This is a genomic window from Pseudomonas sp. B14(2022) (assembly GCF_012030485.1).
In the GTDB taxonomy this organism is placed as follows: Bacteria; Pseudomonadota; Gammaproteobacteria; order Pseudomonadales; family Pseudomonadaceae; genus Aquipseudomonas.
Genome location: NZ_JAAUVM010000008.1, coordinates 36,017 through 53,056 on the forward strand (window position 1 = coordinate 36,017; position 17,040 = coordinate 53,056).

16 protein-coding genes are annotated in these 17,040 nt (G+C 58.8%); 14 read left to right on the plus strand and 2 right to left on the minus strand.

All coding sequences use genetic code 11. The annotated features are described in order from the left end of the window. Positions 1–150: 150 nt before the first annotated feature. Positions 151–2,376, minus strand: coding sequence for a polysaccharide biosynthesis tyrosine autokinase (locus HCF10_RS14050; protein ID WP_167655780.1), 2,226 nt, complete (start codon positions 2,374–2,376; stop codon positions 151–153). A gap of 42 nt (positions 2,377–2,418) precedes the next feature. Beyond that, entirely contained in the window at positions 2,419–2,859 is a 441-nt protein-coding gene (locus HCF10_RS14055) for an arsenate reductase/protein-tyrosine-phosphatase family protein (protein WP_131699245.1), read from the minus strand. Positions 2,860–3,214: 355 nt separating this feature from the next. On the opposite strand from HCF10_RS14055, the gene rfaH reads away from it, so the two are divergent. The 14 genes from rfaH to HCF10_RS14125 all read left to right on the plus strand — a co-directional run bounded on the left by rfaH (position 3,215) and on the right by HCF10_RS14125 (position 17,030). After that, positions 3,215–3,751 (plus strand): transcription/translation regulatory transformer protein RfaH, encoded by a 537-nt coding sequence (rfaH, locus tag HCF10_RS14060; protein WP_443200912.1) that lies wholly within the window; start codon positions 3,215–3,217, stop codon positions 3,749–3,751. Between the two features lie 242 nt (positions 3,752–3,993). Beyond that, positions 3,994–5,139: a glycosyltransferase gene (locus tag HCF10_RS14065; protein WP_131699246.1), complete on the plus strand. Its 1,146-nt coding sequence runs from the start codon at positions 3,994–3,996 to the stop codon at positions 5,137–5,139. Next, positions 5,136–5,705 (plus strand): putative colanic acid biosynthesis acetyltransferase, encoded by a 570-nt coding sequence (locus tag HCF10_RS14070; RefSeq protein WP_131699247.1) that lies wholly within the window; start codon positions 5,136–5,138, stop codon positions 5,703–5,705. The genes HCF10_RS14065 and HCF10_RS14070 overlap by 4 nt, the downstream gene beginning before the upstream one ends. Then, the gene (locus HCF10_RS14075; RefSeq protein WP_167655781.1) at positions 5,702–6,637 is read left to right on the plus strand and encodes a glycosyltransferase family 2 protein; all 936 of its coding nucleotides are present in this window, start codon (positions 5,702–5,704) and stop codon (positions 6,635–6,637) included. The genes HCF10_RS14070 and HCF10_RS14075 overlap by 4 nt, the downstream gene beginning before the upstream one ends. Before the next feature lie 69 nt (positions 6,638–6,706). Continuing rightward, on the plus strand, positions 6,707–7,828 hold the full coding sequence (gene gmd / locus HCF10_RS14080; RefSeq protein ID WP_145337482.1) for a GDP-mannose 4,6-dehydratase: 1,122 nt from the start codon (positions 6,707–6,709) through the stop codon (positions 7,826–7,828). 2 nt (positions 7,829–7,830) lie between these two features. Beyond that, positions 7,831–8,808, plus strand: coding sequence for a GDP-L-fucose synthase (fcl, locus tag HCF10_RS14085; protein ID WP_131699250.1), 978 nt, complete (start codon positions 7,831–7,833; stop codon positions 8,806–8,808). Then, the gene (locus tag HCF10_RS14090) at positions 8,808–10,016 is read left to right on the plus strand and encodes a glycosyltransferase WbuB (protein ID WP_167655782.1); all 1,209 of its coding nucleotides are present in this window, start codon (positions 8,808–8,810) and stop codon (positions 10,014–10,016) included. Before fcl ends, HCF10_RS14090 begins: the two co-directional genes overlap by 1 nt. 5 nt (positions 10,017–10,021) lie before the next feature. Beyond that, positions 10,022–10,480 (plus strand): GDP-mannose mannosyl hydrolase, encoded by a 459-nt coding sequence (locus tag HCF10_RS14095; protein ID WP_145337484.1) that lies wholly within the window; start codon positions 10,022–10,024, stop codon positions 10,478–10,480. 21 nt (positions 10,481–10,501) lie between these two features. Then, positions 10,502–11,911 carry a mannose-1-phosphate guanylyltransferase/mannose-6-phosphate isomerase gene (locus HCF10_RS14100; protein WP_167655783.1) on the plus strand — a complete coding sequence of 470 codons (1,410 nt, stop codon included), beginning with the start codon at positions 10,502–10,504 and terminating at the stop codon, positions 11,909–11,911. A 180-nt stretch (positions 11,912–12,091) separates the two neighbouring features. Next, complete coding sequence (locus HCF10_RS14105) at positions 12,092–12,322, plus strand: hypothetical protein (RefSeq protein ID WP_131699254.1); 231 nt, start codon at positions 12,092–12,094, stop codon at positions 12,320–12,322. A gap of 87 nt (positions 12,323–12,409) precedes the next feature. After that, positions 12,410–13,522, plus strand: coding sequence for a polysaccharide biosynthesis/export family protein (locus HCF10_RS14110; RefSeq protein WP_167655784.1), 1,113 nt, complete (start codon positions 12,410–12,412; stop codon positions 13,520–13,522). A gap of 12 nt (positions 13,523–13,534) precedes the next feature. Next, complete coding sequence (locus tag HCF10_RS14115; protein ID WP_306100597.1) at positions 13,535–14,194, plus strand: YjbF family lipoprotein; 660 nt, start codon at positions 13,535–13,537, stop codon at positions 14,192–14,194. Next, positions 14,191–14,958: a capsule biosynthesis GfcC family protein gene (locus HCF10_RS14120; RefSeq protein ID WP_167655785.1), complete on the plus strand. Its 768-nt coding sequence runs from the start codon at positions 14,191–14,193 to the stop codon at positions 14,956–14,958. The genes HCF10_RS14115 and HCF10_RS14120 overlap by 4 nt, the downstream gene beginning before the upstream one ends. Then, positions 14,955–17,030 (plus strand): YjbH domain-containing protein, encoded by a 2,076-nt coding sequence (locus HCF10_RS14125; protein WP_167655786.1) that lies wholly within the window; start codon positions 14,955–14,957, stop codon positions 17,028–17,030. The genes HCF10_RS14120 and HCF10_RS14125 overlap by 4 nt, the downstream gene beginning before the upstream one ends. Positions 17,031–17,040 lie beyond the last annotated feature (10 nt).

Consider the following 17,040-nt stretch of genomic DNA (forward strand, 5'->3'; position numbering starts at 1 on the left):
TGGCACGCTACCGCCCCAGGATTATTCTGCTAGTCCCTGAGAGCGGTCTGTGTGGATAAGTTAATTACATCCACGCCGATAGGCTTAGTCGGCGCTTACTGAATACACAGCGAAACTGAAAACATTGAAACACCTGTAGTGAGGGGCGCGTTAAGCCTTGTCGGACTTGTAGTCATAGTGGTAGTAGCCATAAGTTGAATAACCATAAGCGGCCGATGCTCGTCTTTTAACCCCGTTAAAGATGGCACCTTTCAGGGGTATGCCATTTTGCGCAAAACGACGCATGGTCAATTCAATTTCACGGGCCGGGCTCATGCCAAAGCGCGTAACAATCAAACTGGTACCGGCCTGGCGTCCAACAATGGCGGCGTCTGTCACTGCCAATAGTGGTGGTGTATCAAGAATTACGAGGTCGTACAGGGCGCTGACTTGATCTAACAATTCACTGAAGTTGAAGTGCATCAACAGTTCCGACGGATTGGGAGGGATTTGCCCTCGGCCGATGATGTCAAAGTTTTCGATATCTGTTTTGTGTATGGCAGTGATGAGATCACAGCGTTTAACCAGCAAGTCGGACAGACCATTTTCTGCTGGCGTGCCCAACACTTTATGCAAATAGCCTTTGCGCATATCCACATCAATCAACAATACCCGCTGCCCTGCCTGCGCGATCACCGCGGCGAGGTTTGCCGAGACAAACGTTTTCCCCACCAGCGGGCTGGGACCGGAGATCATCAAACGGTTGTTAGGCGCTTCCAGCATTGCAAAGTGCAGGCTGGTGCGCAGACTGCGCAGCGCTTCAATCGCCAGGTCGGTAGGGTGGGACAGGGTGAGCAAAGCGGCAGCCTTGTAAAGACCCTTACCTCGATGGGTCTTTGCTTCCTCCGATTCCTGCAAAATGCTGTAGGGAACGGAGGCATACACTGGCAAGCCTAATTGCTCGATGGCATCCGGGTTTTCCAACCCTTTATTCAATGCCTTTCGAAATAACACCAGGGCCACGGCGAAGAAACCGCCGAACAGGGTAGCACCCAGTACGATCAAGAATTTCTTGGGTTTGACGGGCTTCTGAAGATTCACATCCGCAGTATCGATCAGGCGCACGTTTCCGACGGTACCCGCCCGCATCACATCAAGTTCCTGGGATTTATTCAGCAACTGTGTATAGACCTCAGTGCCCACCTCAACATCGCGAGTGAGGCTGAGCAACTCCTGCTGGGTGGCGGGCAGGCTGGTAACTTTTCTCTCCAGCATCTTTTGTTTTTCGGTCAATTCACCGATCTGCGTTAACAAAGCACGGTAAGCGGGGTGTTCAGGGGTAAACTTTCTATCCATTTCTGCTTGCTGTAGCTTCATGTTGGATATGTTGGTATCCAAATTCACCATCTGCTCAAGGATCGACTTGGTTTCCAGACTGATGTCTACGGACTTGTTACGGGTCTGGTATTGGTTCAGGGCATTCCCGGCCTTTTCCAGATCTTTCCTGATCTCTGGGAGCTTTTCTCTCAAAAAGTCGAGGCTTTGAGCAGCCTCTGCCGAGGTGCGTTGCACGTTTTGGCGTACATAAAGGTCAGCAATCGTATTTAATATTTTTACCGATTTTCTCGCGTCTTTACTTTCGAGTGAAAGATTGAGAATGCCTGATTCTTTGCCACGTTCAAGCACATCCAGGGCGTCTTGATATTCCAGGATGCTGTTCAGACGAGGGTTGCGGACGACGCTGAACTTCGTTCCTGGATTCGCGCGAAGTTCATCAATTTGCAGTTTGATCCCGCGCTGATCGACTGCTTGCCCCCTGTCGCCCTCCACCAGCAGATTGCCGTCTTCGTCGAGTAGTGCGTAATGCCCGCCTTCGCCGGCGACGAGGGTCAGTTTTTTACCGAGTAGACTTTCCGGCAGGTTGAGTTGAGACACTTTAAGAGTCTCGCCTCCCCAGGCGAAGCTGTTCATACCCAGCCACGGGCTGGCGATCTCGCCCTGAGCCGTGCCTTTGAAACGACGAGAAATGAACTCACCCACTACAGGGAAGTAGTTCGGCACGATGACAATATCAAGTTGTAGTTTATCGACCGTCTCGCCAATAATTGCACGCGACCTGATCAGTTCAATCTCGGTGGTAGAAGGAGATTCCTTGCCGAGCATACTACTGACATCCGAGAACCCGAGCAGGTCATTTTTTTTGGACTCAACTTGAACCAGCGCGTTCGCCTGATAGATGGGCGGGGCCAACAGCGCATAGGCAATACCCACAATCATAAAGATCACGGTAATTGCCATAATCAACCATTTGTGATCTATCATTGTTCCGAACATGCCGAGAAGATCAATCTCGTCATCGTCATAATGCTGCGCATTCACTACGGTTGACTGTTGCATAAGTTAGTTTATCGGCCCTGATGACTATGTGGTGAGTGACACTCAGCGTGCGAGACGCTGTGCCCATGCCTGTACAGCTTCTTCTATCAACGTATAAGCATGTACAAAAGCAGGTTTCCCTTGGCGGTAGGGGTCTCTGATTTCACGGTTGTCTTGCCATTTACCCAGCAAGAAAACTTTTCCCCGTGCTTCGGGGGCGATGTTCAGAACTCCCTTGATATGTCCTTGCTCCATCACCAGGATAATGTCCGACCCACATACGGATTCTGACGTGAGCTGACTGGCTTTGTGCGCTGTGGGCACGTGGCCGTGTTCTTCAAGGACCATTCGTGCAGTCGGCTCGATAGGGTTATCGTCCACGGCAGCGAGGCCAGCCGAGCTAACTTCGATGTCGGAACGAGCGAGGGCTTCCCGTAACAAAACTTCTGCAGTAGGACTGCGACAAATGTTGCCGATGCAGACGACTAGAATTTTTTTAAACACGGCAACCTCCTTGGCGCGTAGACAGGTGCTCAGATGAACTAGCCCACTCGAGAATGCTGAGGGGGGTTGTAAGGTTTAAGCGTGAGATGAATAGTTTGATTAAAGGAGTTCACGTTGAGGAGCTTAACGTTGAACGCGCCGTAACAGCAACCCTTAAAGATTACCTGGGTACTTAATGCCATATTGTTCGAAGTTCGCCAGCTTTTAAAGTTCGACAAAAAATAACATTCTAGTTTCCTGCCGACAAAAAATAACATTAATGGATTTTTGGGGTGTCGCTCGGTATAAGGTGAGTTAGTTGTTTTTAAGTTAGGGGAGCGGAAGTCCGTTAATCCTGCGTACTGGGAGGCTGAGAGTGTTGGCACATGACGGGGCGCGTGTTCCGATTATCCAAAGTGAGGGCGCTGGTTCCACTGCCTGGTATTTAGTCCAATGCAAGGCGAATCAGGATGCGCGAGCCGAAAACAACCTGATTGACCAAGGCTATACCTGCTTTCGTCCCACGTATCGGCGTGAGCGGATTTTAAAAGGACAACGAAGGCTGGTGTGTGAATCTCTCTTCCCCAGCTATTTATTTATCCAGGTCAGTTCAAGCGAAAACTGGGGGCCCCTGCGTTCGACGCGGGGAGTCTTACGAGTTGTGGCATTTGGTGGTAAGCCACTGCCGGTCCGTGATGCGTTGATTGCTCAGCTTTACGAGCGTGATAGCGACGCTCCCTTAGCGGCGTGTCTTACTCCCGGTGAGGCGGTGCGTATTAATGAAGGCCACTTTGCCGGGTTGAAGGCAATCTTTCTGGCAATGGAGGGGAGTGAGAGGGTTGTTTTGCTTATGAACTTTCTACAAGCAGAGCAGGCATTCAGTCTGCCGCTGAGGGGCGTTAGCAGGCTTTAATTAATAGGGCAAGATCACCTGGCGCGCCAATACCGCGCTCTTTGAATTGGCGCGGTGTCAGAAAGGCGTATTCGGTGCGGACCCTGAGATCACAGTGGCTATTTATCAGTGTACGAGTTTCATATTGCCGACTTTATTTAAGGGCAGGGCCAATTCATGAGCGTCTGGCGTGAAGGCCGTCTGCCTGGTTCTTGCTACGTGTAAGAAGATTTGAATCTATTCAACGGATGAGCGGACAGCACTTGAAGTTATTAAGAATCATCTCTTCGGTTAAACCGGAAAATGGCGGTCCTATTAATGCCGCTCGGGAAATTGACAAGGTTCTCGTTCAGGACGGGCATCGTGTTGATGTATTGACGCTGGATGCGGATTTCGCTGTCGACTATCCGGGAACGGTGCACTTCATGGGGCCGAGCCGATTCGGCTACGGGTTGAATGCAAACATTCGGAAGTGGCTTGAACAGCACGCGCGGCAGTATGACTTTTTTATCATCAACGGGTTGTGGCAGTACCACGGTTTCGTTGCTCGCCAAGTGCTGAACAAGTTGGGCCGACCCTACATTGTGTATACCCACGGCATGCTGGATCCCTGGTTCAAGCACGCTTATCCACTCAAGCATTTGAAGAAATGGTTGTATTGGCCGTGGGGTGAGTACCGGGTGCTGAGGGATGCCAAGCGTGTGGTATTTACCAGTGAAGAAGAGAAAATCCGCGCGCGTGAGTCGTTCTGGTTGTACCGGGCTAATGAAACGATAACGGCCTATGGGACCGCCAGTCCGCCGTCCGACGATGCACGATTGGCTCAAGCTTTCGTCAATGACCACCCGGAGCTGAAGGGCAAGCGGGTGATCCTGTTCTTGAGTCGTATCCATGAAAAGAAAGGTTGCGACCAACTGTTACAGGCATTTGCTCAGGTCGCAGGGCAGGACGAACGTTTGCATCTGGTAATGGCCGGCCCTGATCAAGGGGGCTGGGTGCAGGCGCTGAAGGCCCAGGCCGTGGACTTGGGGGTGGCTCATCGAGTCACGTGGCCTGGCATGTTGCAGGGGGAGGCAAAGTGGGGGGCGTTTTACGCGGCCGAGGTATTTTGCCTGCCTTCACATCAGGAAAATTTCGGCGTAGTCGTGGCTGAGGCGCTGGCCTGTGGCAAACCGGTGCTGATCAGTAACAAGGTCAATATCTGGCGTGAAATCGAAAAGGACGCCGTAGGGTTTGTCAGCGAAGACACCGCTGCCGGCGCGGTGAAAAACCTGCAACGCTGGTTGCGACTCGACTTGCCCGGTTACGGGCAAATGTCCGAGCGAGCGCAAGCGTGCTTCGCCGAGCGCTTTCATATCCGGCGTGGTGCTCAGCGTCTGTTGGAGATCGTGCGGGAGTGCCTCCCATGATTCTTCAAGGCAATGACCCCCATCACTCGCCCTCGTTTTCGTTCGCACACCGGGTGCGTCGCCAGCTCTGGAATATGGTGTACGTGTTGCTGTTTCGGCCCAGTCCACGCCCGTTTCACGCCTGGAGAGCCTTTTTATTGAGACTGTTCGGCGCACGCCTGGGCAAAGGTGTACATGTTTATCCGCGCGCGAAAGTGTGGGCGCCGTGGAACCTTGAACTCGGTGATCACGTGGGGATTGCCGATGGCACCAATCTTTACAACATGGCCATGATTTCCATCGGACGCTACAGCGTCATTTCCCAGGGAGCCCATTTGTGCGGCGGTTCCCACGACTACAACAGTCGAAACTTTCAGTTGTTCGCAAAACCCATTGTGCTGGGGGAGCATGTGTGGGTGTGCGCCGACGCGTTTGTCACCCTTGGAGTCTGTATTGCCGATGGCGTGGTAGTGGGCGCCCGCACCCTGGTGATCAAGAGCATTGCGCAGCCGTGGACCGTCCACGCCGGGCATCCCGCCCGGCAAATCGGCCAGCGTACACAACACTTGCACGAGGTGATGCCATGACTCGTGAAACCGTCACTGTAATCATCCTTACCTACAACGAAAGCCTGCATATCGCCCGGGCCATCGAGTCGGTACGGGCCTTCAGCGACGAAGTGCTGGTGGTCGATTCGTTCTCCACCGACGACACCTGCGACATCGCCCGGCGCCATGGCGCGCTGGTGGTGCAGCATGTATTCGTCAACCAGGCCAAGCAGTTCCAGTGGGCGCTGGATCACCTGCCGATTACCGGCAACTGGACGATGCGCCTGGATGCCGACGAAATCATCGAGGCCGACCTTGCCGCCGCGATCAATACCCGACTGCCGACCCTGGCTCGCGACATCACCGGCATCAACTTCAAGCGCAAGCATATCTTCATGGGGCGTTGGGTGCGCCATGGCGGCCGCTATCCGTTGAAAATGCTGCGGCTGTGGCGCACCGGGCAGGGGCGCGTTGAGGACCGTTGGATGGACGAGCACATCTCGGTCGCCGAGGGCCGCACCATCACCCTCGAAGGCGGGTTTGCCGACCATAACCTGCATGACCTGACCTTCTTCACCCACAAGCACAACCAGTACGCCACGCGCGAAGCGATTGAAGTGCTTAACGCGCGGCTGGGGCTGTTTGCGATACGCGATGAACTGCATGCCGGGCAGAGTTCGTTCCAGGCCAAGGCCAAGCGCCTGGTCAAGAACCGCGTGTACAACCGCGTGCCGTTCACCCTCAGTTCCACCGCGTATTTCCTGTGGCGCTACATCATCCAGCTGGGGTTTCTCGATGGCCGCAGTGGCCTGGTCTATCACCTGCTTCAGGGCTATTGGTACCGCTTTCTGGTGGGCGCCAAAGTGCTCGAACTGGAAACCGCGATTGCGCACTTAAACGATAAGGAAGCCATTGTCCGGGAACTCTCAAAGTTGACCGGACATAACTTGAACCTGCCCACACCGAAGTAACTGAGCGTTTTTAACAAACACCCAAGTTTGGGTGTCGGCCTTCGCTCGCCTATCAATTGGGAGACAGACATGAATAAAGTCGCGCTTATTACCGGGATCACCGGTCAGGATGGCTCGTACCTGGCAGAGCTGCTGCTGGAAAAAGGCTATACCGTGCACGGCCTCAAGCGACGTTCTTCGTCGTTCAATACCCAGCGCATCGATCATATTTACCAGGACCCGCAGGCCCTGCATAAAAACCTGATCCTGCACTATGGCGACCTGGCGGACTCGTCGAACCTGACACGCATCATCCAGCAGATCCAGCCCGACGAAATCTACAACCTCGGCGCCCAATCCCACGTGGCGGTGAGCTTCGATTCGCCGGAGTACACCGCCGATGTGGATGCCCTGGGTGCCTTGCGCATCCTTGAGGCGATCCGCCTGCTGGGCCTGGAAAAGAAGACCCGTTTCTACCAGGCCTCGACCTCCGAGCTGTACGGACTGGTGCAGGAAACCCCGCAGAAGGAAACCACGCCGTTCTACCCGCGTTCGCCCTATGCGGTGGCCAAGCTATACGCCTACTGGATCACCGTGAACTTCCGCGAAGCCTATGGGCTGTATGCGTGCAACGGCATCCTGTTCAACCACGAGTCGCCGCGTCGCGGTGAAACCTTCGTGACGCGCAAGATCACCCGTGCCCTGAGCAACATCGCCCTGGGCCTGGAACAGTGCCTGTACATGGGCAACATGGATGCACTGCGCGACTGGGGCCACGCCAAGGACTACGTGCGCATGCAGTGGATGATGCTGCAACAGGAACACCCCGAGGATTTTGTGATCGCCACTGGTGTGCAGTATTCGGTGCGCGACTTTATTCGCTGGTCGGCGGCGGAACTGGGGCTGCATTTGCGCTTTGTCGGCGAGGGCGTGGAAGAGGTGGCGGTGGTCGAGCAGATCGACGGCGACCTGGCGCCGGGCATCCTGGTGGGCGATGTGATTGTGCGCGTCGACCCGCGTTACTTCCGCCCGGCGGAAGTCGAGACGCTGTTGGGCGACCCGGCCAAGGCCAAGCGCCTGCTCGGCTGGGTGCCGGAAATCAGCGCCCAGGAAATGTGCGCCGAGATGGTCCGCGAAGACCTCAAGATCGCCCAGCGCCACGCCTTGTTGCGCTCCCATGGTCACGATGCACCGATTGCCGTGGAGAACTGAACATGGCTCGTGACTTTGATGCGCGGATTTTTGTGGCCGGCCATCGCGGCATGGTCGGCTCGGCCATCGTGCGGCGCCTGTGGGCCTTGGGCTACACGCAGTTGCTCACCGCCGGCCGTGACGAGTTGGACCTGCTCGACCCGGCGGCGGTGCAGGCGTACTTCGCCAGGCACCGTGTGGACCAGGTGTACCTGGCGGCCGCCAAGGTCGGCGGGATTCACGCCAACGCGACGTACCCGGCCGATTTCATCTACCAGAACCTGATGATCCAGGCCAACGTGATCCACGCCGCCCACAGCCATGGCGTGGAGAAGCTGCTGTTCCTGGGCTCGTCATGCATCTACCCGGTGCATGCACCGCAACCGATGATCGAAGCGGTGTTGCTGGACGGCGCGCTGGAACCCACCAACGAACCCTACGCGGTGGCCAAGATCGCCGGGATCAAGCTGTGCGAAAGCTACAACCGCCAGCATGGCCGCGATTACCGCAGCGTGATGCCGACCAACCTGTACGGGCCGGGCGACAACTACCATCCGCAGAACAGCCATGTGATCGCCGCCTTGCTGCGGCGCTTCCATGAAGCGACCCAGCGCGGCGATGAGGAAGTAGTGATCTGGGGCAGTGGCAAGCCGAGGCGCGAGTTCCTGCATGTGGATGATATGGCGGCAGCCAGTGTTCATGTGATGGAGCTTAGCCAGGAACGCTACCGCGAGCAGACCCTGCCGATGCGTTCGCATTTGAACGTCGGCACGGGGGTGGATTGCACCATCGCCGAACTGGCCCAGGCGCTGGTGCGGGTCACCGGCTTCAAGGGGCAGTTGCGCTTTGACGCCAGCAAGCCCGACGGCGCGCCGCGCAAGCTGCTGGATGTGAGCCGGATCAACGCCCTCGGCTGGGAAGCCTATGTGCCGCTGGAGGAGGGCCTGCGCGACGCCTACAACGCCTACCTCGCGGCCCTTGAACAGCCTCGGGGCCACTGATGAAGATCCTCCTGTACGGCATCAACTACAGCCCGGAGCTCACCGGCATCGGCAAGTACAGCGGTGAACAGGCATGCTGGCTGGCGGGCCAGGGGCATGACGTGCGGGTGGTGACGGCGCCGCCGTATTACCCGCAGTGGCAGGTGGGCGATGGGTATTCACCATGGCGCTTTCGCACCGAGCAGGATGAGGGTGTGACGGTGATTCGTTGCCCGCTGTATGTGCCACGCCAGCCCACGGCGTTGACGCGCTTGCTGCACCTGATGAGCTTTTCCGCCAGTTCGTTTCTGGCGGTCATGGGGCAGTTGCGCTGGAAACCGGACCTGGTGATCCTGGTAGTGCCGACCCTGTTTTGTGCGCCCCAGGCACTGTTGTTGGCCAAGCTCAGTGGCGCGCGCTCGGTGCTGCACATCCAGGACTACGAGGTGGACGCGATGTTCGGCCTCGGCATTGGTGGCGGCTCCGTTATGCGTCGCCTGGCGTTTGAGCTTGAACGCTGGCTGTTGCGGCGCTTTGACCGGGTCTCGACGATTTCCAGCGGCATGCTCGACAAGGCTCGGGGCAAAGGCGTGAGCAGCAAGCGCCTGCTGTTCTTTCCCAATTGGTCGGAAACCGCCCGCTTTCGCCAGGTGCCTCGCAGCTGCGGGCTGCTGCAACGCCTGGGTGTGGCGCCGGGCCAAAAGGTGCTGTTGTACTCCGGCAATATCGGTGAGAAGCAGGGCCTGGAACTGATCCTCGACGCCGCCCAGGCCTATGCCGATCGCCCGGAGCTGGTGTTCCTGATCGTCGGCCAGGGCACCGGCAAGGCACGCTTGCTCGAGCGTGTACAGCGCGATGGCCTGCACAATGTGCTGTTTGCGCCGTTGCAGCCCTACGAGGATTTGCCGGCGCTGCTGGCCTCGGCCGATGTGCACCTGGTGATCCAGAAGCGCGGGGTGGCGGACGCAGTGCTGCCTTCCAAGTTGACCAATATCCTGGCGGTGGGCGGCCACGCCATCATCACCGCCGACCCCGACACCACCCTCGGGCGCCTGTGCGAGGAACACCCCGGCATTGCGGTGTTGACTGAACCGGAATCCGTCGCGGCGTTGAACACAGGGATCGAGCGGGCACTGGCATTGCCCGCGCGCAACGAGGTGGCGCTGAACTACGCCAAGGAGTTCCTCGACAAGGAACGCATTCTGCAACGCTTTCTGGCACAGGTCTGATGGGTATGTGGCTTGATTTACCGACCTTCAATACGGTCGTGGCGTCGACGCCGCTGGTGGCGATCGACCTGGTGGTGAGAAATACCCGTGGCGAGGTCCTGCTGGGCTTGCGCGTCAATCGGCCGGCGTACGGCTTCTGGTTCGTGCCCGGCGGGCGTATCCAGAAAAACGAAAACCTCGACAGCGCATTCCGGCGCATCACCCACGACGAACTGGGGCACACCTTCGAGCGCGCCGAGGCGCGGCTGCGGGGGGTGTTCGAGCACTTCTACGACGACAGCGTGTTTGCCAACGCCGGGGCCGGGCCGGACACCCATTATGTGGTGCTCAGCTATTGCCTGGACCTGGCGCAAGGCCAGACCCTGCAGCCGCCCACGGAGCAACACCAGCATTACCGCTGGTGGTCCGAGGATGAACTGCGCATCAGCCTGCGGGTGCATGAACACACTCGCGCCTACTTCTGACTCTCTCCCGAGGACGCTCTCATGTTATTACCCGTGATCATGGCAGGCGGTTCGGGGTCGCGCCTGTGGCCGCTTTCGCGGCAACTGAACCCTAAGCAGTTCCTGCGCTTGACCGACGCGCACCTGTCGATGCTGCAGCAGACCATCACGCGGCTGGAAGGCGCCAACGTCGCGCTGCCGCAGTTGATCTGCAATGAACAGCACCGCTTCCTGGTGGCCGAGCAGTTGCGCCAGTTGGGCATGGAGCAGGCCAGCATCCTGTTGGAGCCGGTGGGGCGCAACACGGCGCCGGCCATCGCGCTGGCGGCGTGCAAGGCGCTTGCCGAGCAACAGGACCCGATCCTGCTGGTGCTGGCGGCGGACCATTTGATTGAAGACATCCCTGCGTTTCATGCCAGCCTGGAAGTGGCGTTGCCGCTGGCCCGTGACGGCAAGCTGGTGACTTTCGGTATCACGCCCACCAGCGCCCATACCGGCTACGGCTATATCGAACAAGGCGCGGCGGCGGGCGAGGGCGGTTATCGGGTCAAGCGCTTTGTCGAGAAACCCGACGCCGCCACCGCTGCGGCGTATGTGGCCTGCGGTGCGTATTACTGGAACAGCGGCATGTTCATGTTCCGCGCCAGCCGTTACCTGGAGGAACTGGAACGCTTCCAGCCGGCGATCCTCGAAGCCTGTCGCGTGGCGCTGGAAGGGGGCAGCCAGGATCAACCCTTCACCCGCGTGCATGCCGCGACCTTTGCCGCGTGCCCGGACGATTCCATCGATTACGCGGTGATGGAAAACACCCATGACGCGGTGATGGTGCCGTTGCAGGCCGGCTGGAGTGATATCGGCTCGTGGTCGGCGTTGTGGGAGGCCAGCGAAAAAGACTCCAGCGGCAATGTGATCCGCGGCGATGGGCTGAGCCTGGACACCCGTGACACGTACGTTCACGCCGACAGTCGGCTGGTGGCCACGGTGGGGGTGCAGGACCTGATCATTGTCGAGACGAAGGATGCGGTGCTGGTGGCCCATAAGGACCAGGTGCAGCAGGTCAAGGGCATCGTCGACCTGCTCAAGCAGGCCGGGCGCCATGAGCATCTCAACCACCGCGAGGTGTATCGGCCATGGGGCATGTACGACTCGGTGGACAACGGCCAGCGCTATCAGGTCAAGCGCATCACGGTGAAGCCGGGGGCCAAGTTGTCGGTGCAGATGCACCACCACCGCGCCGAGCACTGGATTGTGGTCAGCGGTACGGCGCGGGTCACCAATGGCGAACAGACTTACCTGGTGTCGGAAAACCAGTCGACCTATATCCCCATCGGCCAGGTGCACGCCCTGGAAAACCCGGGGGTGATTCCGCTGGAGTTGATCGAGGTGCAGTCGGGCTCTTATCTGGGCGAGGACGATATTGTGCGCTTCGAAGACAAGTACGGCAGGGCCTGAAGTTTTCCGACAATTAATAACGTTTTAAATAACTTTGTCGGGCTCAATGCATTGAAAGCCGGGGGGCTTGCCGGGAAAACGTTATTTTCAACTAAGTCGGTTAAATATTATCCGTCTGGTGCGCTGTTTAGTTGAATGGCACTATCGGTTTGCCTGCTCACTGATGATAAGGAGTCTGAAATGAGAAAATCACTGGCTATTCTGGTACTCAGTGTCTTGAGTACTTCGGCGATGGCCGACGAGCTCCCATTGGGGCTTGATACCGCAGTGGTGGGAACCGTTACGGTGGGGCAGACGTTGTTGGTTAGCGCTGCCCTGATTGCGGGTGTTGCCGCTGCTTCAAACAGCGGTGGCAGCTCCAATGGCGGCACCACCACGGGTACTACCGGCACTACCGGTACCACCAACTAGTCGTACACCCTCCGCTTTTAAGATCGCTTGGATTCCCCGCCCAAGTGGTCTTTTTTTCTTGTCGTCTATCGCGAGTGTCCTAGCACTATGATGCGTATTTTTTCTATTGCAGCCGTGGCCGCTGCATTGTTGCAAGGCTGCATTTTTGCCCCGGGTCAATATATGGACACGGCCGCCCTGACCGAAAAGGGCGGGCCTGAAAACAGTCGCGTGGATTTAATTCCGATTACGCCAAAGTTATTGGCCATGGACGCGGCAAGCCACGTGCCTTATTCCATTCCTGCGGAACTATTGAATTATAAACCCGAGCCGTATTTGATCGGCCCAAATGATGCGCTGTATATCACGGTGTGGGATCACCCTGAACTCACCGCACCGTCCGGCCCGCAGCAGCAGATCGATGCCAACGGTCGTTTGGTCAGCCCCGAGGGCAACTTGTTTTACCCCTACGTGGGCGAACTGGTTGCCAAGGGGCGCAGCATTGAAGCGCTGCGCAGCGAGATCACCGACAAGCTGCGCCGCTACATCGACAGCCCCCAGGTGGATGTTAGTGTGTTGCGCTTTGCCAGCCAGAAAGTGGTGATCAGCGGCGCGGTGGTCAAGGCCGGGCCGGTGCCCATCACCACCATTGCCATGAACGTCAGCGAAGCTTTGGGGGTGGCCGGTATCGACCCGCTCAATGCCGACCTGTCGAACCTGACCCTGACCCGTGGCGGCAAGCGCTACACCCTGGACCTGGACACGCTCAACCTCGAAGCGTCGCGCTTGAACGAGGTCTACCTCAAGGACGGCGACCAGCTGTACCTGGCTTACAACGACCGCAAGCGCATCTACGTGATGGGCGAGGTGATGCAACCCCGCGCGCTGAGTTTCAAGACCCGCAGCATGAACCTCTCCGACGTGCTCGGTTCGGTGGGTGGGGTCAACCAGAACACCTCCAACGCCGATGCCATCTATGTGATTCGCGGCGCACAGAACATCGATGTGGAACCGGCCAAGGTATTCCAACTGGAAGCCGGCTCGCCGTCGGCCATGGCCCTGGCCACGCGCTTTGATGTGCAGCCTCAGGATGTGGTGTTTGTCGGCCCCGCGAATATTACGCGCTGGAACCGCTTTATCAGCCAACTGGTGCCGTCCGCGTCGATCATCGGCATTGGTGCATCCACCCAGAACAACCTGAGCGAAGCCAGCAGCCGATAGGGTGGTACCTGCGTGAACAGTCTGAAAATCGGTACGTACGCGGGGTTGGCGTGGCTGTTGGCTGGCTGTAATCCGCTGATGACGGCCTCACTCGATACCTTCAAGGCAGCCGTGGGCGGGCCTGCACCGTTGCAGTTGAGCCAAGCCCAGGTGGATGCGGTGCCGTTTCCCCAGATCAAGGTCACCACGGTGTCCAGTGAAGGGGTGATGGCGCTGATTCGCCAGCGCGGCGACTTGCAATTCTGGGTGGCCTCCGGCAAGCAGGTGTTGCTGGTGCGCGATGGCCTGGTGGTGCGCACGGTCGGTCTGGGTGCCGACCTGGATGGCACGCGCTGGCAGGGCCAGTCGCCGTTCCAGCAAGGGCTGCATCACGTGCCGGATGGCTATCGCAGCACGCGCCAGATCGACTTGGTCGGTGGCTATCGCCTGGGCGTGGTGGTCACCAGTCACATGAGGCGCAAAGGCATCGAGACCGTCGAGATTCTCGATAAACCCTATGCCTTGCTGCGCGTAGACGAAGACATCGAGTCCGAGGCGCTGGGCTTTCAGGCACGCAACCGTTACTGGGTCGATCCCGAAAACGGCTTTGTCGTGCAGAGCGAGCAGCACCTCACGCCCGCCCTGACCCTGACCATTACCCAACTGCAACCCACCCGCAAGGATGCCCGATGACTGGCCGACGATTAGGCGCGCTGCTGTTGTTGTGGGGATGCGCCAGTGCGTGCCACGCCGCAATGACGGTCAGCGGCCAGGTGCGCAATCCCGGCGCAATCACGCTGCACCCCGAGACCCGCTTGCTGGATGTAATCACCGCGTCACAACCGGATGCCCAGGGCTATTGGCTGGGCGCGGCCTGGCTGCACCAACCCTTGCTGGCGCAGCAGGCACGGCTCAAGGCCGGTGTGCTGTTTGACCTGCAAACCCTGCACGGGGCCGCGTTGGCTGCCGGACGCGAAGGTCGGGCGCGTGCGGCGGCTCAGCTTTACCAACAAGTGCAGGCTTTGCCGGTGACCGGCCGCCAAACGGCGATGCTGGATCCGGTGGCGGTGGAAGTCGGTTTTGCACCCAACCCGCGGGTCAGTGATGGCGACCGCCTGGTTTATCCGCCGAGGCCGCACAGCGTGCGCGTCGTGGGGGCCGTCGCCGCGCCCTGCACGTTGGCATTCGCGCCGCTGCAGCGACCCCTCGATTATCTTCATGCCTGTCCGGCCCTGACGGAAGCGGACCGCGATTACCTGTGGCTGATCCAGCCCGATGGCCATGTCACGCGCCTGGGTATCGCGGCGTGGAATCGCGAGGAGGGCACGCCCCCTGCGCCCGGCAGCACGCTGCTGGTGCCGATCCGCAACGATGACCTGAACCCGCCCACCCCTGAGCTCAATCAGCAACTGGCCGAGTTTCTTGCCACCCAACCCCTGGCCGAGGTCATGCCTTGAAATTATGTATTGCGGCCGTGCTGCTGGTGCCCTTTGGCGTCGTGCATGGCGATCCCCGTTACACCCAAAGCGATTTCGGCGGCGTCGGGCTGCTGCAAACCCCTACCGCGCGCATGGCGCCCACTGGCGAACTCAGCGTGAATGCCAATCGCACCGAACCTTACAGTCGATATAGTTTTTCCGCGCAGCCCCTGGACTGGCTCGAAGGCACCTTTCGCTACACCGCGATTACCAACCGCCCGTATGGCGCCGAGTCGTTCAGCGGCGGCCAGAGTTACAAGGACAAGGCGGTCGATGCCAAGGTGCGCCTGTATCAGGAAAGCCATTGGCTGCCGGAGGTGGCGCTGGGGTTCATGGACTTGGGCGGCACCGGGCTGTTTTCCAGTGAGTACCTGGTGGCTAACAAACGCTATGGCGATCTGGATTTCAGTGCCGGCATCGCCTGGGGCTACCTGGGCAGTCGCGGTGATTTGGACAACCCGCTGGGCGCGCTGGATGATCGCTTCAAGGAGCGACCCAGCGCCGAGGGCTCCGGCAATTTTTCCAACGGCTACTTTCGCGGCCGGCCTTCCTTGTTCGGCGGTGTCGCCTACCAGACACCCTGGGCGCCACTGAGCCTCAAGCTCGAGGTGGAAGGTAACGACTACAAGAACGAGCCTCGGGACAACAGCTTTCGCCAGGACTCGCCGATCAACCTGGGCCTGGTCTACAAGGTGGCCGACGCCATCGACGTGAGTGCCGCCTGGGAACGTGGCAACACCGCCATGTTCGGTATCACCCTGCACACCAATTTCGTCAGTCGCAAGGCGCCGGCGAAGACCTACGACCCACCGGCGCCGAAACTGCCCACCAAGGCACCCACCACGCCGATGGATCAGGTGGACTGGGCCGCCGTATCCCAGCGCCTGCACGACAATGCCGGCTACAACGTGCAGCGCATCGCCCAGCGCGGGCCGGAGCTGTTGGTGTATGGCGAGCAGCAACGCTATTTCTACAGCGCCAAGGCGGTGGGTCGCGCCAGTCGTATCCTGGATAACAGCGTCAATGACCAGATCGATTGGTTTACGCTGGTGAGCGAGCGCTACGCCATGCCGATCGAGGAAACCAGTGTGCCGCGCAAGACCTTCCGCGAGGTGGTCAACAACCGCGAATCCCTGCAAAACCTGCACCGACAGGCTGAAGTCAATCGCGCCAACATCAACACCCAGACGGTACTCTACACCCAGCCCCCCAAACCCTTCAGCTACGGTGTGGGCCTTGGCTACAAACAGAACGTCGGCGGGCCGGATGGCTTGCTCTACCAGGTGTCCGCCGACCTCGACGCCGAGTATCGTTTCACCCGCAATACTTGGTGGAGCGGCCTGCTCAGCGTCAACCTGCTGAACAACTACGACGGGTTTACCTACGATGCCCCCAGTGGTTTGCCGCGGGTACGAACTGACCTGCGCCGGTACATGACCACGTCCGATGTGACCCTGCCGACCTTTCAGCTCAACCATGCGGTGCAGTTGGACCAGGACCTCTACGGCATGGTCTACGGCGGCTTGCTTGAATCGATGTATGCCGGTGTCGGCAGTGAAGTGCTGTACCGCCCGATGGGCCAACGCTGGGCATTGGGTGCCGACCTGAACTACGTGCGCCAGCGCGGTTTCGAGCAGGATTTCAGCTTGCGCGATTACCGCACCGTCACCGGACATATCACCGGCTATACCGATCTGCCGTTCAACATTCAGGGCGCCTTGAGTGTCGGCCGCTACCTGGCCAGGGACTGGGGCGCGACCCTGGACCTGTCGCGCCAATTCACCAATGGCGTGCGCATAGGGGCATGGGTCACCCGGACCACCGCGTCGACAGAGCAATATGGCGAAGGCAGCTTCGACAAGGGCCTCTACCTGTCCATTCCCTTCGATGAGTTGATGAGCCTGTCGACCATGCGCCGCGCCAACCTGGTATGGGCGCCGCTGACCCGCGACGGCGGCGCACGCTTGAACCGCGCCTACTCACTGCATTCGATGACCGATGGGCGCGACAGTGAGCTGTTCTACAAGAACATCGACAAGATCACCGAATAAATGCACCCAT

What these genes read in the sequence shown, in the direction of transcription:
- HCF10_RS14095 (WP_145337484.1), top strand. Translation starts at nt 10,022, where the DNA reads ATGTGGCTTGATTTACCGACCTTCAATACGGTCGTGGCGTCGACGCCG.
- fcl (WP_131699250.1), top strand. Translation starts at nt 7,831, where the DNA reads ATGGCTCGTGACTTTGATGCGCGGATTTTTGTGGCCGGCCATCGCGGC.
- HCF10_RS14090 (WP_167655782.1), top strand. Translation starts at nt 8,808, where the DNA reads ATGAAGATCCTCCTGTACGGCATCAACTACAGCCCGGAGCTCACCGGC.
- gmd (WP_145337482.1), top strand. Translation starts at nt 6,707, where the DNA reads ATGAATAAAGTCGCGCTTATTACCGGGATCACCGGTCAGGATGGCTCG.
- HCF10_RS14075 (WP_167655781.1), top strand. Translation starts at nt 5,702, where the DNA reads ATGACTCGTGAAACCGTCACTGTAATCATCCTTACCTACAACGAAAGC.
- HCF10_RS14105 (WP_131699254.1), top strand. Translation starts at nt 12,092, where the DNA reads ATGAGAAAATCACTGGCTATTCTGGTACTCAGTGTCTTGAGTACTTCG.
- HCF10_RS14100 (WP_167655783.1), top strand. Translation starts at nt 10,502, where the DNA reads ATGTTATTACCCGTGATCATGGCAGGCGGTTCGGGGTCGCGCCTGTGG.
- HCF10_RS14070 (WP_131699247.1), top strand. Translation starts at nt 5,136, where the DNA reads ATGATTCTTCAAGGCAATGACCCCCATCACTCGCCCTCGTTTTCGTTC.
- HCF10_RS14110 (WP_167655784.1), top strand. Translation starts at nt 12,410, where the DNA reads ATGATGCGTATTTTTTCTATTGCAGCCGTGGCCGCTGCATTGTTGCAA.
- HCF10_RS14050 (WP_167655780.1), bottom strand. Translation starts at nt 2,376, where the DNA reads ATGCAACAGTCAACCGTAGTGAATGCGCAGCATTATGACGATGACGAG.
- HCF10_RS14120 (WP_167655785.1), top strand. Translation starts at nt 14,191, where the DNA reads ATGACTGGCCGACGATTAGGCGCGCTGCTGTTGTTGTGGGGATGCGCC.